Origin of the sequence: Gordonia sp. VNK1 (assembly GCF_040049135.1) — a bacterium.
Classification (GTDB): Bacteria; Actinomycetota; Actinomycetes; order Mycobacteriales; family Mycobacteriaceae; genus Gordonia; species Gordonia oleivorans.
Genome location: NZ_JBDZDJ010000035.1, coordinates 1 through 16,408, shown reverse-complemented (window position 1 = coordinate 16,408; position 16,408 = coordinate 1). Strand labels below are relative to the sequence as shown.

The window sequence follows — 16,408 nt, the reverse complement described above, 5'->3', positions numbered from 1 at the left end:
ACCTCACCACGCCGACGCGGGCGCTTCTCGTCGGCGCGGCACCGCTGTGCTCGCGCGGTCATTGCACAGCGCGCGTGAGTATGGAACCACCGCGCCGACCAGCGACAACCGCGTCAGGGCGTCGGCACCGTCGACGCCTCCGGAACAGCGGATTCGGGGGCCGCCGGGACCGACGCCGGGGCACCCGACGGCTCGCCCGACTCACTCGGCGCGGGCAGCGGCACGGCGCCCGACGGTGGCGTCGACACCTGCGAGATCCGGCTGCGGAAGGAGTCGTCGGTGATGATGTCGATGTTGTCGATCAGCCAGCGGCCGTCGGTGCGGACCATGCTGAAGGTGAGACGGCTCGGATCGACGCGGATGAGGTCCTTGCCGCCACGACTGACCGACTGATTCATGAAGATCAGCACCGTCGCGGTGTCCCGGGTGTTGGTGACGACGCCGGCGTCCTGGATCACCGCCTGCGACACCACCTGCTGCTGCTTCACCCCGTCGACGAAGTTGATGTCCTGTCCGGGAATGGGGTTGGCGATCAGCTTGTCGTACTGGGACTTCGCCGACCCGGTGACCACCGACTGCGAGCGCGCCACATGGTCGGCAACATTCCCCGGATCGTAGCCGAACATCGTGGTGGCGTACGACTTTGCGGCATCCAGCGACTCGTCACGTGAATCCTCGGTCCAGCGTGCGTCGAGATACCGGTAGCCCAGGGTGACCGCCAGCGCGGCGGATGCGACGACGAGCAGCGCGACGACGCCGGCGACGACCTGCGAAACCCGAAGGCGCATCATGTCACCCACTCGAAGCTGGTCATCTTCAGCTCACCGTTGATGCGGGTGATGTCGATCTTCCACCGGAAGGTCTGAACGATGGTCTCCTCCTGCGGATTCTCCGGCTTCATCTGCCAGCCGTACACCAGGATGACGGTGCCCTCGTCGTCGGTGGCCTTGGTGACGGCGTCGCTGATCACCGTCGACTTCACATCGAGGTTCTGGTCCCGGATGAGGGAGACCGCCTGCGCCATCGAGTCCTTGAGCCGCTGCTGCGCCGCTCCACTGGTCCGGTCGGTCATCGTCTTCATCGCCGCGTCCACGTTGCCGGGATTGAGGCTGGTCATGGTGACGGTCATCTGCTGGGCGAAACTCGAGTACTCCGCCCGCAGGTCCCGTTGATGCTGGACACGTCCGTAGGCGATCGTGAAGACGGCGGAGGCGACCAGACAGCCGACGATGACCAGTACCGACAACGACATCGCGACCAGGTAGACAACCGAGCGGTCCGAACGCCGACGCAGGGCCGACACCTTGGCGACGGGTGCGGGTTCGGCGGGCTGGGCGGCGGTGCGTCGACGACGACGCTCCCGGTAGCTGAGCCCGGCCGACAGGTCATCGGGGTCGGTGGTGGTGTCCGCCGACCATGCGCGCTTGGTCAGATCGACGGTGGCCTTCTCGGGTGCGGTGGCCTCGACGTCGGTGGAATCGCCCCCGGTGGGCTCGTCTGCAGCGACATCCGCGTCGGACTCGGCGGCCGGCGTCGCGGCGGCGGAGGCGGCCTTCTTGCCGGACTTGCGGCGTCGCAGCGGTGCAGATCTGACCGGTGCAGACTTGACCGGCGCAGACCGGACGGGCACCGGCGCGACCTGTGCGGCCTCGTCCGGTGCCGCACCCTCGGGTGCGGTGTCCTTCGTCGTCGACGTCACCGGTCGGTCACCGCCCCGGTGATCAGACTCTGCCATGACGTGCCCTGTCCCTGCTCGCTGCCCTGTGTCCCGCTGTCCTGCGTCCCGTTGTCCTGCGTCCCGCCGCTGCCCTGTGTACCGGTGGCCTGCGCCCCGGTTCCGGCGTTGTAGGTACGTCCGTCGGGGCCGATGAAATCTCCTGACTCCGGATCGTACGTGGTGCCGTACACGGCGGTTCCGTCCTGCTGGTCGGATGGCGTCCCGGGTGTCACGTACCCGGCGGGACGGGGCAACAGTCCGGGAATGCCGTTCGGGAACGGCACCACCCGGTTGCTCAGCGGCTTGTATCCGGTCACGCATTCCTCCGGAGTGGGGGCCCGCCGTCCGGGGAACTCCACGCACGGGAAGTTGCGCGCACCGCGGACGGCGATCTGCGAGTTCTGCGGCACCCGGCACAGCATGCCGGGCGGCAGGTCACGAGCGGTCTGGACCGCCGGTGAACGCCATTCCGACGGCGGCAGATAGCCGATCGTGCACGGCGGCGGGTCCTGGAAGCCGAGCGAGAACTCGACGCTCGGACCGTACCGTGGATCGCCCGCGTTCAGTGCGGTGAGCAGGGCATTGATCAGCCGCGGATAGATCACCAGGACCTGTTGCAGATTGGGCAGATACACCGCGGTCGTCTTCGACACCACGTTGAGATTGGCCAGCAGCAGCGGCAACGACTGATCCATCGACGCGAAGAACTCCTGCGCCGACGCCGCGGTTGCCGGGCCCTTCTGCAGCAGGTCGGTGATCTCCGGATTGTTCGCGCGCAGTTGATCGGTCACCTTCACCGCGTTGGCGGTCCACGCCCGGATCTGCGCGGCGGTCGCCGACTGGGTGGCCATCAGCGGTCCGGCCTGACGCACCAGGTCGATGGTGACGTCGGCGTTCTTGTCGGCGTCGTCGACGAGCAGGATCATCGAATCCATCAGTCGCCGTAGATCTTCTGCGGTCCCGTTGAATGCGGTGAACGCCTCGTCGATCAGTGAGCGCAGGTTGGTGTCACCGACCTTGTTGAGCAACGCGGTGGCCTGATCGAGGACGGCCGAGATCTCCACCGGTTGGTCCTTGGCCGACACCGTCGCACCGTCGGTGAGGAAGTCGGTACTCGAATCCCCGCTCGGCGGAGTGAATTCCACATACTGCTCGCCGACCGCGGACACGCTGCGCACGGTGACTTCCGAGTTCGTCGGGATGTCGGCCGAACTGTCGATGGACAGTTGTGCGGTGACGCCGTCCTCGGTGAGGCTGACCGATTCGACCTTGCCGACGTTGACGCCGCGGAAGCTCACGTTGGCGTTCTGGTAGAGCCCGCCGGTGTTGAGCATGTTCAGGGTGACCGTGTATCGCCCGACGCCGAACATCGCGGGTACCCGGACGTAATAGATCGCCATCGCGACCATCGCGATCACGGTGATGATGGCGAAGACGATCAGCTGGATGCGCACGAAGCGGGTGATCTTCATCAGCGACCACCTGCCGGGGTGGATGGCGCGGGCGCCGGAGTGCTTGTCGGCGAGGGTGTCTCATCACCGGATTGCAGGGGCGAGGTGAACGGGTTGAGGCCGCGGCCGGCGGCACCGGCCGGTTGCCCGGCGACCGCCGACGGCCCGACGACTCCCACCGAACGCAGGATGCTGCGCTGCAGCTTGGGGACCGTGAGGTCGAGCACGAGGTCGGAGTTGACGTAGTCACCCTTGACGATGGTCGGGATCATCTCCTCGAGGAACGGGAAGGTCAGCAGCAGGCGCAGCGAACCGGGTAGCCCCGGTCCAGCGTCGGCGAGACCCTGGAACGCCTTGGCCATGTTGGCGACGATCGTCTTGATGTCCTCGGAGTTGGCGTCGAGGACGTCGTTGGTGGTCGACGAGAGCTTGCCGACCGACGCCAACGCCGAGATGAACTGCGCTCGTTCATCGTTGAGCAGTTTCAGAATTTCCGGTCCGTCACGCAACGCCTTCTCCACGGTCGGCGTCTGCTCATTGATCGTGGCGGTGAGGCGGTCGAGGCCCTCGGTGGCCCGGATGATGTTGCCGGTCTGCCGATTCAGGTCGCCGACGAGCACCGTCAGCCGCGGGATCAGCGCCCGGATCTGGGCGTCGCGGCCGTCGAAGATCTGACTCATCTCGTGCACGATGTCGCCGAATTGCGAGAGACCACCACCGTTGAGCACCACCGACAGCGCGCTGAGCACCTGTTCGGTGGTCGGGTAGTTGCAGCCCGGGATCTGTTGTGCGGAGTTCACATCGGCGACGGCGTCGTCGGTCGGCTGCGCGATGTTGGTCGGCGTCGGACATTTCGGCAGCGGGATCTGGTCCCCGGCCTGCAGATAGCCGTTCTGTGCCTGTTCGGGTTCGACGATCTCGAGGTGGGTGGAGCCGAGCACGCTGGTCATCCCCACCATCACGTACGAACCGTTGGGGACCCTGACGCCGGGGTTGAGCCGGATGTCGACCTTGGCACTCCAGTTGGGCTGCACCGAGATGTCGCCGATACTGCCGACCGTGGCGTCGTTGACCAGGACCGGCGCGTTGTTCACCAGTCCGGCGGCACTCGGGATCACCGCACTGATCTGATAGGAGTGTTCACCGGTGCCCTCCGCACCGGGGACCGGCAGGCTGTTGACGCCGTCGAAGCCGCAGGCCGAGGCGAGTGCGGCGGAGGTGGCGACGAGGATCGCGGCCCGCAGGCCCCGCATCCGGCGCGACGTCATGCGACCCATCAACCCTCGCCTCCCCACGGGACCAGCAGATCGGCAAGCGGCCCACCGCCATTGGCCTCCCGGGTGGCCGCATCCTGGTCGCGAATACCTTGTTGCGCCCGCGCCTTCACGCTCGCGTTCTGGTAGGTGATCTGATCGGGTGTGGCGTTGATGCCGTTGACCGGGTTGGCCATGAACGGCGGGTAGGCCACCACGATGGACTGCAGGATCGGGGCGAGGGTGTCGACGCATTTGTCGATGTCGACCTGACTCTGTCCGGGCCGGTTGTTGGCCTCCATGGTGCCGCACAGCAGGGTGATCAGGTTGTTGCCCATACCGAGTCCGAAGACGCCCGACAGTGATCCGGTCAGCGGGTTGTAGATGTTGTAGAAGTTGGCGAGCTGATTGGGCGACGAATGCAGCAGCCCCCGCATCTGCTCGTCCTTCTCGGCCAGAATCCCGGCCGTCTGAGCCAGTTTCGACACGGCGCCGTTGATGGCGGACTGGTTGGTGTCGATGAACTTCTGCACGTCGGTCATCGCCGAATCGAGGTTGTGCAGTGCGCCGTCGAGGGATTCGGTGTTGTCGGCGAGGACGTCGGTCACCGAGGCGATGCGACCGTTGAACTGCACCAACTGTTCGTGGCTGGTGGACAACGCATCGGTCAGCTTCTGCAGATTCCGGATGGTGGCGAACAAGTCGTCGCGGCCGGAAGCCAAGGTGCCCATCACATCCGACAGTTCGGTGATGGAGGTGTTGATGGATTCCCCGTTGCCCTCGAGGTTCTGGCCGGCAACGTCGATGGCGCGGGCGGCGGTACCCGGGTCGGCACCCTGCGGCCCGACGGCCTCGGTGAGGCGCTGCAGTTGCGCCTTGACCTGATCCCATTCCATCGGGACGGCGGTGTGATCCATGGTGATGTCGGCGCCGTCGGACAGTTGCGGACCACCGGAGTACACCGGTGAGAGTTGGACGAAGCGACCGGACACCAGGCTCTGGGCGACCACCACCGCCTTGACGTCGGCGGGCACGTCGACGTCCCGGTCGATCTCCATGTCCACCTTCACATCCCCGGTGCGCGGCGTGATGGCGGTGACGCGTCCGACGTTGACGCCGATCACCTTCACCGGATCGCCCTCGTACAGTCCGGTGGTGGTGGCGAAGTAGGCGGTGAACCGTTTGGTGGTGGCGCGGTGAAAGCCGATGTAGGCGGCCGTCGCGAGCAGTGCGAGCAGCACCACGAGCGCGGCGACCTGCCAGAACCGCTTCCCCATCCCGAATCGTCTGGTCATCTCAACCACCTGACCTTGGCGTTGTATTCGGGGTCGCCGGCGGGGGCGTGGGAATCGTCGGGCTCGGCGCCGGCGCCGGGGCGGGGCGAGAGCCGGCACCCGGCGCCTGACTCCACGCGTTGGGCAGCAACGGGAATCCCGAATAGGCAAACGCCTGAGCGACTTCCGGATACTTCTGCTGGAGCACCTTCATGAAGGTCGCCGTGTAGTCGCCGAAGGTGCTGACGCCGACGAGAGAATCGAAGTTGGGGCCGTTGGCGACCGATTCGCCGAGCGCGTTGGCGAAGGGCCCCAGGCGATCCACCGTGTTCTTCAGGTTCTCCTCGTTGTCGTTGAGGATATCGAGGACCGAGTTGAACTTGTCGAGCGCCGGGGCGAGTTCGGCATTGTTGTCGTTGATGAACCCACTGATCTGAGCGGCCACATCGCGTGTCCCGGTGATGAGCTGGGCGATGGCCGCACGCCGGAACTGCAGTTCGCCGAGCAGCAGGTTGGCGTCGACGAGCAGCTGGTTGATCTGCTGGTTGCGGGCGCCGAGGATCTCGCTGACCCCGTTGGCCTTGGCCAACAGGGCGCGCAGGGCGTTGTCGCGGTCGGCGACGGCCTTGGACAGTTTCGCGACGCCGTCGACGGCGCCCTGCACCTGATCGGGGGTGGCCGAGAAGGTCACCGACAGGGTGTCGAGGGCCTTGTTGAGCTTGGTGGTGTCGGTCTCGGCAAGCGTGGACGTCGCGTCGTCGAGCGCGTCGGTCAGCGAGTATGGGGCGACCGTGTTGCGGTAGGCGATCTCGCCGCCCGGTGCGATCCGTCCCGGCCCGTGCGGGATCACGGTCAGGTTGCGACGCCCGAGGACGGTCTCGGTCTTGATCGCCGCCTGCGTGTCGGTGCCCATCGACACGGTGTCGTTCATCCGGAAGCTCACCGCCGCCTTGGTGCCGTCGTCGGTATCGGCCAGTTCGATGCCCTCCACGGTGCCGACGGTCACGCCGGCGACGATCACCACGTCACCGGTCACCAGACCGCCGGCGTCGTCGAAGTAGGCGGTGTAGGTGCTGATCGGGGAGATGAGCGGCAGCTTGTCCATCTGCAGCGCGACGACGACCACCATCGCGGTGACCACGACGCCGATGACGCCGATCTGCCGGCGGGTGCGCCCACCACGCTTGTTCTCGCGTGCCACATCCGCCGAGTCCGACTCGGAGCGGTTGCTGCGGAAGAGGTTTCCGAATGATCCACTCATGATTGCGTCGCACACCTCCCCCCGGCCTTGGTGGTGTCGCCCATGACGTCGTTGGAGGTGAAGAAGTACTGCTTGCCGTCGGGTCCGCTGAGCAACAACCGGATCCGGCAGAAATAGATCTGCAGCCAGGCACCGTAGCTGCCGAGGTCGGCAAGCATCTTGTAGTCGGTGGGCAACCGGGGCAGCAGCGACCGCAGGTACGGCTCGGCCTGCAACAGCGTGCCCGACGCGGTGCCGATGCTGGTCAGCGTCTGATGTAGTCCGGGGCGGGTCGCCGCCAAGACGTCGGTCAGCGAATCGGTGACCTGCGCGGTCTGGGTGATCGCGTTGCCGATGGTGCCACGTTGCGCCGACAGCCCGGTGATCAGCATCTGCAGCTGATCGAGGCTGGTGTCGAGTCCGCGCCGATCCCCGTCGAGGGTGCCGAGCACGTCGTTGAGGTTGTCGATGACGCTGCCGATCAGTTCGTCGCGGTCACCGAGCTGATTGGTGAACGACGCGGTGTCGGCGAGGAGTTTGTTCAGCGCCGGGCCCTGCCCCTGGAAGACCGCGACGAGCGAGGTCGACAGGTCGTTGACCTCGTTGGCGTCCAGCGTCCGGAACAGTGGTTTGAACCCGCCGAGCAGTTTGTCCAGATCGAGGGCGGGCTCGGTCTGCGAGACGGGAATGGTGACGCCGGAAGACAATCGGTCGTCGGGATCGCCGGGTCCCTGCTGCAGTTCCAGGTACCGATCCCCGGTGAGGTTCTGATATCGGATCAGTGCCCGCACCGACGTCGGGACGGTGTACTTGTCGTCGACGCTGAAGCTCACCTGCGCCTCGTTGTCGGGGGTGAGTGACACGTCATCGACGGTGCCCACCTCCACGCCGGCGATCTTGACCTTGCTGCCGGGTTTGATCTGCGAGGCGCTGGTGAACAGGGCCTTGTAGTCATCCGAGCTGCCGGGTCGGTAGTTGCTGAAGACGACGACCAGCCCGATGAAGACCAGGACCATCACGATGGCGAACGCACCGAGTTTGATGAGGGTCGCGCGGAAGGCGCGGGCGCGGTTATCCAAGTGCCGGCTCCCCGAACAGCAGGTTGAACAGCTTCTGCCGGTTGACCTTTGGTGTCGTCCGCGGCTGATACGGGACCGGCGCGTTGTCGGTGACGTAGAAGTCGGTGTGCACGGTGGTGTTGGGATCGCTCAATCCGCCTGCGCACGTGGGTGGTGCGGCCGCTCCGACCTCCGGCAGGCTTTCGGGGTAGGTGTAGGGCTCCTTGCCGGGCAGCAGACCCGCGTACAGCTGAAGCATGCCGTTGTTGCCGCCCATCAACGGTTTGGCCATGTCCGCGGCGGTCGCAGCGGTCCGCAGGAAGCAGGAGATGCCCGGTGACTGATACCCCAGCAGTTGGGATACCGGGGAGAACTGCGTCAGCGTCGCCATCAGGTCGTTCTTCGACGGCACCAGCACGTCGTCGTTGATGGTGTCGGCCATCCCGGTGACGTTGATCAACAGCGAATCGAAGTTGGAAGCGTTGGCGCGCAACGTGTTTCCGGTGTACACCGCGTTGTCGACGGTGCGCATCAGATCACCCATCACGTCGCCGTAGACGTTCGTGACGGTCGCGGTCTGCCGGATCAGCTCATTCAGCTCAGGCAGATGCGGATTGGTCTTGCCCAGCAGATCCGACAACTGCGCCAGCGCGTTGCCGATCGCCTCACCGCGCCCGGTGAGCGCGGTGTTGACCGCACCGACGGTGGCATTGAGCTTCTCCGGTTGCAGATCGGCGAGCACCGTGACGAGTTGCTCGTAGACGGTGTTGAGTTCGACGACGACGTGATCGGCGTCGAGAACCTGGCCGGGTTGCAGCCGGCCTTCCGCCCCCGACTGCGGCACCTCGAAGTAGACCGACTTGGCGCCGAACACCGTGTTCGACTTGATGGCCGCGGTCACGTTGCCGGGGATCTGCGACATCTGATCGGAGTTGATATCGAGGACGAGCACCGCCTGATCGCCCTGTTCGGTAATCGATTTCACGCTGCCGACCTGCACTCCACGTAGGCGCACCTTGGCATCGGGGCTCATCACCAGCCCGGCGCGTGGTGCCTGCAGGGTGACGGTTTCGGTGGAGGCGAACCAGCCCAGGAAGGATCCCGATGCCGCTGCGATGATCGCGATGAGGGCGCCGACCATGATGACCGCCGCGATCTTGCGCGTGGTGTTGCTGCGTTGTTGTCGTTTCGCCATCGCTCAGCCCGCCAGATTGAACTTGCCGTCGGAGCCGTAGATGGCCAGCGAGGTGAGCAGGGTGATGATGACGACGACGACCAGCGACGCACGGACCGCGTTGCCGACCGCGACGCCCACGCCGACCGGACCACCGGTGGCGTTGTAGCCGTAATAGGTGTGGATGAGCATGACCGCGATGGCCATGCAGATGGCCTGCACGAACGACCAGAGGATGTCCGAGGGGATCAGGAAGGTGTCGAAGTAGTGGTCGTAGACGCCCGGGGACTGCCCGTAGAGGACGACGGTGGCGAACCGGCTGGCCAGAAATGACGCCAGGGAGGCCAGCGAGTACAGCGGGATGATCGCGATCATCCCGGCGACGATGCGGGTGCTCACCAGGAACGGGATCGAGGCGATGGCCATCGTCTCCAGCGCGTCGATCTCCTCGCTGACCCGCATCGCACCCAATTGTGCTGTCGCCCCGGCACCGATCGTCGCGGCGAGTGCGATACCGGAGATCACCGGGACCGCGATGCGGACGTTGATGAAGGCGGAGAAGAAGCCGGTGAGCGCTTCGACACCGATGTTGGCCAGCGAACTGTAGCCCTGCACCGCGATGGTTCCGCCGGTGAACAGGGTGAGGAACCCGACGACCACGACGGTGCCGCCGATCATCGCCAAAGCGCCTGTGCCCATGGAGATCTCGGCGATCAGCCGCAGGGTTTCCTTCTTGTAGAGGCGGACCGCGCGCGGTATGGAGACGATGCTGTCCCAGTAGAACAGCGCCTGATCGCCGATCTGGTTCCAGTCCTCACCGGCGCGTTTGACCGCGACGCGCGCGGTGCGCAGCCGGGTGGTGAACGGAAGGACCATCGATTCAGCCCGCCGTCGCCTTGAGACCGACCGCGGTGACCACCACGTTCACCACGAACAGCGCCATGAAGGAGTAGACGACGGTCTCGTTGACGGCGTCGCCGACACCCTTGGCGCCGCCCTTGACGTTGAGGCCCTGATAGCAGCCGACCATACCGGCGAACAGTCCGAACAGGGCGGCCTTGACCATCGAGATCATCAACTCGCCGAACCCGGTGAGCAGGGTCAGATTCGCGATGAACGCACCCGGGTTGACGTCCTGCAGATAGACCGAGAAGACGAATCCGCCGCCGATGCCGATGGTGCAGACCAGGCTGTTGAGCAGCAGTGCCACCCCGGTGGACGCGATGATCCGGGGGACGACGAGTCGGTGCGTCGGATTGATGCCGAGCACCTTCATCGCGTCGATCTCCTCGCGGATCGTGCGGGCCCCCAGGTCGGCACAGATGGCGGTGGCGCCGGCGCCGGCGACGATCAGCACGGTGACGATCGGACCGATCTGGGTGATGGTGCCGAGTGCGGCTCCGGCACCCGAGAGGTCCTGCGCACCGATCTCACGCAGCAGGATGTTGAGGGTGAAGCTGACGAGCACGGTGAAGGGGATGGCGACGAGAACAGTGGGCACCATCGACACGCGTGCGATGGCCCAGGATTGCTCGACCGTTTCACGCCACTGGAACGGGCGGCGGAACAACTCGCGCGTCGAGTCGACGCCGAGTGCGACGAAGTCACCCACTCCGTCGAGGGGTCCGGCCAGCTTGTTCAGCACAGCACTCCTCACGACTCGTACAGCACACAAAAGCTACCATTGAAGACCGCGCCAGTGGGACGATCGACCCACTGGATTCTCTCACCCCATCAGTCCGCTCGCCGAGAAGGTTCGGCGCGGGTCGCGGTCGGCGAAGTAGGACCCCAGGGTCTTCGCGAGATCGTGGGCGTCCCAGGCATCCCCGTCTGCGACGAACACATGGTCCACGCTCGGTGCGGCCATCACCATGACCCGAGGACCGTACACGACGAAGACCTGGCCGGTGACCGAATCGGAATCCGCTCCGGCAAGGAATTGCACAAGCCGGACGACGTGCTCGGGGTCGAGTGGATCGATACCGTCGGTGGGCGCCTCCCCGAACACCGCCGCCGTCATCGCGGTCCGGGCGCGCGGACAGATCGCGTTGGCGCGGACGCCGTAGCGTCCGAGCGCGCGCGACGCAGACAGCGTCAGCGCGGTGATGCCGGCCTTCGCGGCACCGTAGTTGGCCTGGCCCTCGGGGCCGAGGAGCCCGGCCTCCGACGCGGTGTTGATGAGGCGGCCGTACACGGGCGCGCCGGCGGCCTTGGATTGGGCGCGCCAGTAGGCGGCCGCGTTGCGGTTGAGCAGGAAATGCCCGCGCAGGTGCACGCGGATGACGAGATCCCAGTCGTCGTCGCTCATGTTGAACAGCATCTTGTCGCGGACGACTCCGGCGTTGCTCATCACCACGTGCAGGCCGCCGTGCTCTTCGGTGGCGGTGCGCATGATCTCGGCGGCGGTCGCCGAGTCGGAGATGTCGCCGGCCACCGGGATCGCGGTGCCGCCCGATGCGGTGATCGTGTCGATGACGTCGCTGGCGTCGAGTGCCGAGGCGAGGTCGTTCACGACGACGGTCGCTCCCTGTGCCGCCAGTCCCAGGGCCTCGGCCCGGCCCAATCCGGCTCCTGCGCCGGTAACGACGGCAACCTTGCCCTCCAACGATCCAGTCACGCGAGACCTCCCCTTGACACACACCGGCGAACAGAAACTAGAACCCGTTCTAACAGGTTAGTCGGTGCGGCCGTACCTCCGGGGCGGTTTCGTCAGAAACTCACTCCTCGATTGAGAGCGCGGATTTGGGGCAGCTCGCCACCACCTGACGGAGCTCCTCTTCCCTGCCCTCGGGGACCTCGTCGGAGAGAATGACCAGGTAATCGTCATCATCGAGGTCGAATATGTCGGGTGCCATCCCCACGCAGATGGCGTTGGACTCGCAGAGGTCGAAATCGGCCTTGATCTTCATCGCCTGACACTCCTTTTGCATGCGCCCGCTGGTTGACGGGCTTCGTCAAACAGGTTAGAACGTGTTTCAGATATTGGCGAGTGCCGTTGCATTCGCCGACTATCGGCGCCACCGATGAAGGAGCATTCCATGCGCATCGCCTACACCGACGCACAGGCAGACCTAAGACGCGAACTGCGCGCCTACTTCGCCGGCCTGATGACCGAGGAACGTCGGGCCGCGTTGTCCGGCGGTGACGGCGAACTCGGCGAGGGTGATGCCTACCGTGACGTCGTACGTCAGATGGGCACCGACGGCTGGCTGGCACTGGGATGGCCGGAGGAGTTCGGCGGCCAGAACCGCTCGATGATGGATCAGCTGATCTTCACCGACGAGGCCGCGATCGCGGGTGCGCCGGTGCCGTTCCTGACTATCAACTCGGTGGCGCCGACGATCATGCATTACGGCACCGATGAGCAGAAGTCGTTCTTCCTGCCGAAGATCGCCGCGGGCGACCTGCACTTCTCGATCGGTTACTCCGAACCCGGCGCGGGCACCGATCTGGCGGGGCTGCGCACCACCGCAGTCCGCGACGGTGACGACTACGTGGTCAACGGTCAGAAGATGTGGACCTCGCTGGTCGCCTATGCCGATTACATCTGGCTGGCGTGCCGCACCGATCCGGACGTGCTCACCGAGGAGGGTCGCGCCCGCGGACTCAAGCGGCATCACGGGATCTCGGTGCTCATCGTCCCCGCGGACGCGGAGGGTTTCAGTTGGACTCCGGTGCACACCATGTCCGGCGTCGACACGAGCGCCACCTACTATTCCGACGTGCGGGTGCCGGTCACCGCGCGGGTCGGCGACGAGGGACGCGGCTGGTCGCTGGTGACCAATCAGCTCAACAACGAACGCGTCGCCCTCTGTAGTGCCGCACCGATTCAGACCGCGTTGCGCGAGACCGTGGCATGGGCGCAGCAGACCAAGACCGGCGACGGCAGCCGGGTGATCGACACCGACTGGGTGCGGCAGAACCTCGCACGGGTGCACGCGAAGGTCGAGTTCCTGAAGTTGATCAACTGGAAGATCGCGTCCGCGGCCAGTTCCGGGGGCGCACCGAGCCCCGCGGATGCCTCGGCGACCAAGGTCTTCGGCACCGAATTCGCCACCGAGGCATACCGTTTGCTCATGGAGGTGATCGGTCCGGCCGCCACCATCCGCGCGGACAGTTCCCATGCCCGGCTACTCGGCCGGGTCGAGCGATTCCAGCGCACCTCGCTGATCCTCACGTTCGGCGGCGGCACCAATGAGGTGCAGCGCGACATCATCGCGATGGCCGCGCTCGGGCTACCGCATCAGCGACGCTGAGACAACCCCTACTTCGAGAGCAGGACAATGGATTTCACGCTGGATGAGGCCACCCTCGACATTGCGGGGTTGGCCCGTGACATCGCCTCCAAGGTCAGCACCGACGAGCGGGTCGCCGAGTTGGAGGCCGCGGGTCGTATGGACGACGTGCTGTGGCGGGAACTCGGCGCCGCCGGACTGTTGGCACTCGAATTGTCGGCCGACGCCGTCGATGTCGGCGACGGGTTGAGCATCGTCGAATCCGTCACGGTGGCAGAGCAATTGGGACGTGCACTGGCGCGTGTCCCGTTCGGGACGCATGCGGTGGCAGCGCTACCGGTACTCGCGAAGACCGGATCGTCGACGCTACGCGAGTCGCTGCTGGCCGCCGCCGCGACCGGCAAGAAGATCCTGACGGTGGCGTTCGAGGAGGAACTCGGTGCCGATGTCCGTGCGCCACAGGCCACGCTGTCACGGAACGACTCCCGGTGGGTGCTGTCGGGCACCAAGGTCAACGTGCCCTACGCCGCCGAGTCCGCGGCCATTCTGGTGAACGCGGTCTCCGACGACGGGGTGCGGGTGGTCGCCGTGGCGAGTACCGCTCCCGGGGTCGGCATCACCGACACCCCGGTGACCGGCAAGACCCCGACATTCATCGTCGACTTCGACTCGGTTGTGATCGACGACGATCATGTCCTCGCCGGTGGTGGCGACACCGTCGCCGAGGTGGCCGACCGCATGACCTTGGCGGTGTGTGCCGATCAATCCGGAACGGTCTCTCGTGCAATGGAATTGACCGCCTCGTACGCCGTCGAGAGAGAGCAGTTCGGTCGCGCCATCGGGTCCTTCCAGGCGGTGGCGCAGCGTCTGGCCGACGGATACATCGACGCGCAGGGCTTGTCATTGACCACCACCCAGGCGGCGTGGCTGTTCGCCCGCGCCGACGACCTCGACGACGGTGACGACGTCGGGATGGCCATCGCGACCGCCAAGTTCTGGGCGTGCGACGCCGGGCACCGCGTGGCCCATACCGCCGTCCACGTGCACGGCGGCGTCGGCCTCGACACCACGCATCCGGCGCACCGATACTTTCTGCGCGCCAAGCAGAACGAGTTCACGATGGGTTCGGCGCCGGTGGTCCTCGAGTCCATCGGCGCGGGGTTGGCATCGGCGCCGGCATGACCGGAGCAGGGCAGCTGACGGCGTCCACCGCGACGATCTCGTCGTTGCTCACCGCACTCGCCGACGTCGACGATCGCGGGATTCATCACGAGAACGGCTTCACACCGTTTTCCCGGTATGTGTCGGACGCGCGCCTGTGCGCGGGCCGGTTGCGTGAGCGTCTCGACTCTGAGCGGCCACCCCACGTCGGCGTATTACTCTCCAACACCATCGAATTCGCCGTTCTTGTCGTCGCCGCGGCGATCGACGGATTGGTGATGGTCGGACTCAACACCACTCGCCGGGGTGAGGCGCTGGCCGCCGACGCGGCGCGCGCCGACTGTCAGTTCGTTCTCGTCGACTCCGAGACAGCCGGTCTGGTCGATGGCGTGGACATGGGGATGGCGGTTCTCGACGTTGCCGAGGTGTTCGGCGGCGAGTCTCCTGCGGCCGACAGCGTGGGTATTCGGGAAGTCCTCCCGGACGAGTTGCTGATGCTGATCTTCACGTCCGGAACCACCGGCGAACCGAAGGCTGTGCGATGCACACAGCGCACCTTTGCCGCTGCGGGTGTGATGCTGGCCGAGCGCTTCTCGATCGGCGCCGACGACGTCGTCTACCTGTCGATGCCGATGTTCCACTCGAATGCGATGATCGCGGGGTGGTCGGTGGCGTTGGCCGGTGGGGCGTCGATCGCGCTGCGGCGCAGGTTCTCTGCACGCGGATTCGTCGAGGATGTGAAGCAGTACGGGGTCACCTACGCCAATTACGTCGGCAAGCCGCTGCACTACATCCTGGCGACCGAGGAACAGGACGACGACGCGTCGACCCGGTTGCGGATCGTCTATGGGAACGAGGCCTCGGCAGCCGACCGGGACCGTTTCGCGCGGCGCTTCGGTTGCCGCGTCGTGGACGGATTCGGGTCGACGGAGGGCGGTGTGGCGATCACCCGCACTCCGGATACACCGCCGGACGCGCTGGGACCGTTGACTTCTCCGACGCAGATCGTCGACCCGGACACCGGTGAACCTGTCGCGGCCGGCCAGGTCGGCGAGTTGGTGAACAGTTCCGGCCCAGGACTGTTCAGTGGCTACTACAACGACCCGGAGGCCACGGCCGAGCGGATGCGTGGCGGCATCTATCACACGGGCGACCTCGGCTGGGTCGACGACGCGGGTTTCATCCACTTCGCGGGCCGCTTGGGTGACTGGATGCGCGTGGATGGCGAGAACCTCGGCACCGGCCCGATCGAACGAATCCTGCTGCGAAACCCACTGATCCGCCAGGCCGCGGTCTTCGGAGTACCGGTCGAGATCGGCGACGAGATCGAGGCCGTCCTGGTCTGCTCGGACCACCTCACCGCCACCGACTTCGTCGACTTCCTCTCCGCCCAGCGGGATCTGGGACCGAAGCAATGGCCGCACCGGGTTCGGATCGTCGAATCACTCCCCGAGACCGCGACCTTCAAGACCGTGAAACGCCATCTACGGCAGACCAGCACACCACCCACCTGGATCCGCACGAACGGCCACTACATCCCACCGATCGAGTAGCGCAACCTTCCCACCCCGCGGATCGAGTGCACCCAACCCCCGCCGGTCGAGTGCCCCGCGTATCCGCCGGGCCAGCTTGTCGAGGTCGAGACCACCCGACCCCCGCCGGTCGAGTGCATCCGCAACCCCGCTGGTCGAGCCACCCTTCCGGTGGCCGACCCGCCCCTTCCGTTGGTCGAGACATCCCAGGGCGTTAAGTTGTCAAGCTGCGGCTTCGGGCGTTTGGTCTTTCCATGCGATTTCGGGGTCGTAGGGGACTCCGCGGACCAGGCAGCCGTGCAGGATGCCGACG

At 65.9% G+C, this 16,408-nt stretch carries 15 protein-coding genes; 3 read left to right on the top strand and 12 right to left on the bottom strand.

Annotation, left to right across the window (positions count from 1 at the left end; all coding sequences use genetic code 11):
• Positions 1-113: 113 nt before the first annotated feature.
• The 12 genes from ABLE94_RS25050 to ABLE94_RS24995 all read right to left on the bottom strand — a co-directional run bounded on the left by ABLE94_RS25050 (position 114) and on the right by ABLE94_RS24995 (position 12,076).
• Positions 114-791 (bottom strand): hypothetical protein, encoded by a 678-nt coding sequence (locus tag ABLE94_RS25050; protein ID WP_348810196.1) that lies wholly within the window; start codon positions 789-791, stop codon positions 114-116.
• A complete protein-coding gene (locus tag ABLE94_RS25045; RefSeq protein WP_348810195.1) occupies positions 788-1,735 on the bottom strand; it encodes an Rv1363c family protein in 948 nt (315 codons plus the stop codon). The genes ABLE94_RS25050 and ABLE94_RS25045 overlap by 4 nt, the downstream gene beginning before the upstream one ends.
• Complete coding sequence (locus ABLE94_RS25040) at positions 1,696-3,189, bottom strand: MCE family protein (RefSeq protein WP_348806614.1); 1,494 nt, start codon at positions 3,187-3,189, stop codon at positions 1,696-1,698. The genes ABLE94_RS25045 and ABLE94_RS25040 overlap by 40 nt, the downstream gene beginning before the upstream one ends.
• A complete protein-coding gene (locus tag ABLE94_RS25035) occupies positions 3,189-4,436 on the bottom strand; it encodes an MlaD family protein (protein ID WP_348810194.1) in 1,248 nt (415 codons plus the stop codon). Before ABLE94_RS25035 ends, ABLE94_RS25040 begins: the two co-directional genes overlap by 1 nt.
• An 8-nt stretch (positions 4,437-4,444) precedes the next feature.
• Positions 4,445-5,716, bottom strand: a complete 1,272-nt coding sequence (locus ABLE94_RS25030; protein WP_348810193.1) for an MCE family protein — start codon at positions 5,714-5,716, stop codon at positions 4,445-4,447.
• 1 nt (position 5,717) lies between these two features.
• Positions 5,718-6,956 (bottom strand): MCE family protein, encoded by a 1,239-nt coding sequence (locus ABLE94_RS25025; protein ID WP_348806611.1) that lies wholly within the window; start codon positions 6,954-6,956, stop codon positions 5,718-5,720.
• Positions 6,953-8,014 (bottom strand): MCE family protein, encoded by a 1,062-nt coding sequence (locus ABLE94_RS25020; protein WP_348806610.1) that lies wholly within the window; start codon positions 8,012-8,014, stop codon positions 6,953-6,955. Before ABLE94_RS25020 ends, ABLE94_RS25025 begins: the two co-directional genes overlap by 4 nt.
• Positions 8,007-9,188, bottom strand: coding sequence for an MCE family protein (locus ABLE94_RS25015; protein ID WP_348806609.1), 1,182 nt, complete (start codon positions 9,186-9,188; stop codon positions 8,007-8,009). Before ABLE94_RS25015 ends, ABLE94_RS25020 begins: the two co-directional genes overlap by 8 nt.
• A 3-nt stretch (positions 9,189-9,191) precedes the next feature.
• The gene (locus ABLE94_RS25010; protein ID WP_348806608.1) at positions 9,192-10,043 is read right to left on the bottom strand and encodes an MlaE family ABC transporter permease; all 852 of its coding nucleotides are present in this window, start codon (positions 10,041-10,043) and stop codon (positions 9,192-9,194) included.
• Between the two features lie 4 nt (positions 10,044-10,047).
• Positions 10,048-10,812 (bottom strand): MlaE family ABC transporter permease, encoded by a 765-nt coding sequence (locus tag ABLE94_RS25005; protein ID WP_348806607.1) that lies wholly within the window; start codon positions 10,810-10,812, stop codon positions 10,048-10,050.
• Between the two features lie 81 nt (positions 10,813-10,893).
• A complete protein-coding gene (locus ABLE94_RS25000; protein WP_348810192.1) occupies positions 10,894-11,784 on the bottom strand; it encodes a 3-oxoacyl-ACP reductase in 891 nt (296 codons plus the stop codon).
• Between the two features lie 100 nt (positions 11,785-11,884).
• Positions 11,885-12,076 (bottom strand): ferredoxin, encoded by a 192-nt coding sequence (locus ABLE94_RS24995; RefSeq protein ID WP_348806605.1) that lies wholly within the window; start codon positions 12,074-12,076, stop codon positions 11,885-11,887.
• A gap of 129 nt (positions 12,077-12,205) precedes the next feature.
• On the opposite strand from ABLE94_RS24995, the gene ABLE94_RS24990 reads away from it, so the two are divergent.
• From ABLE94_RS24990 to ABLE94_RS24980, 3 genes are read left to right on the top strand one after another with little or no spacing between them, the layout of a single operon-like run.
• Entirely contained in the window at positions 12,206-13,423 is a 1,218-nt protein-coding gene (locus tag ABLE94_RS24990) for an acyl-CoA dehydrogenase family protein (RefSeq protein ID WP_348806604.1), read from the top strand.
• Between the two features lie 27 nt (positions 13,424-13,450).
• The gene (locus tag ABLE94_RS24985; protein WP_348806603.1) at positions 13,451-14,584 is read left to right on the top strand and encodes an acyl-CoA dehydrogenase family protein; all 1,134 of its coding nucleotides are present in this window, start codon (positions 13,451-13,453) and stop codon (positions 14,582-14,584) included.
• On the top strand, positions 14,581-16,116 hold the full coding sequence (locus ABLE94_RS24980) for an AMP-binding protein (RefSeq protein ID WP_348810191.1): 1,536 nt from the start codon (positions 14,581-14,583) through the stop codon (positions 16,114-16,116). The genes ABLE94_RS24985 and ABLE94_RS24980 overlap by 4 nt, the downstream gene beginning before the upstream one ends.
• Positions 16,117-16,408 lie beyond the last annotated feature (292 nt).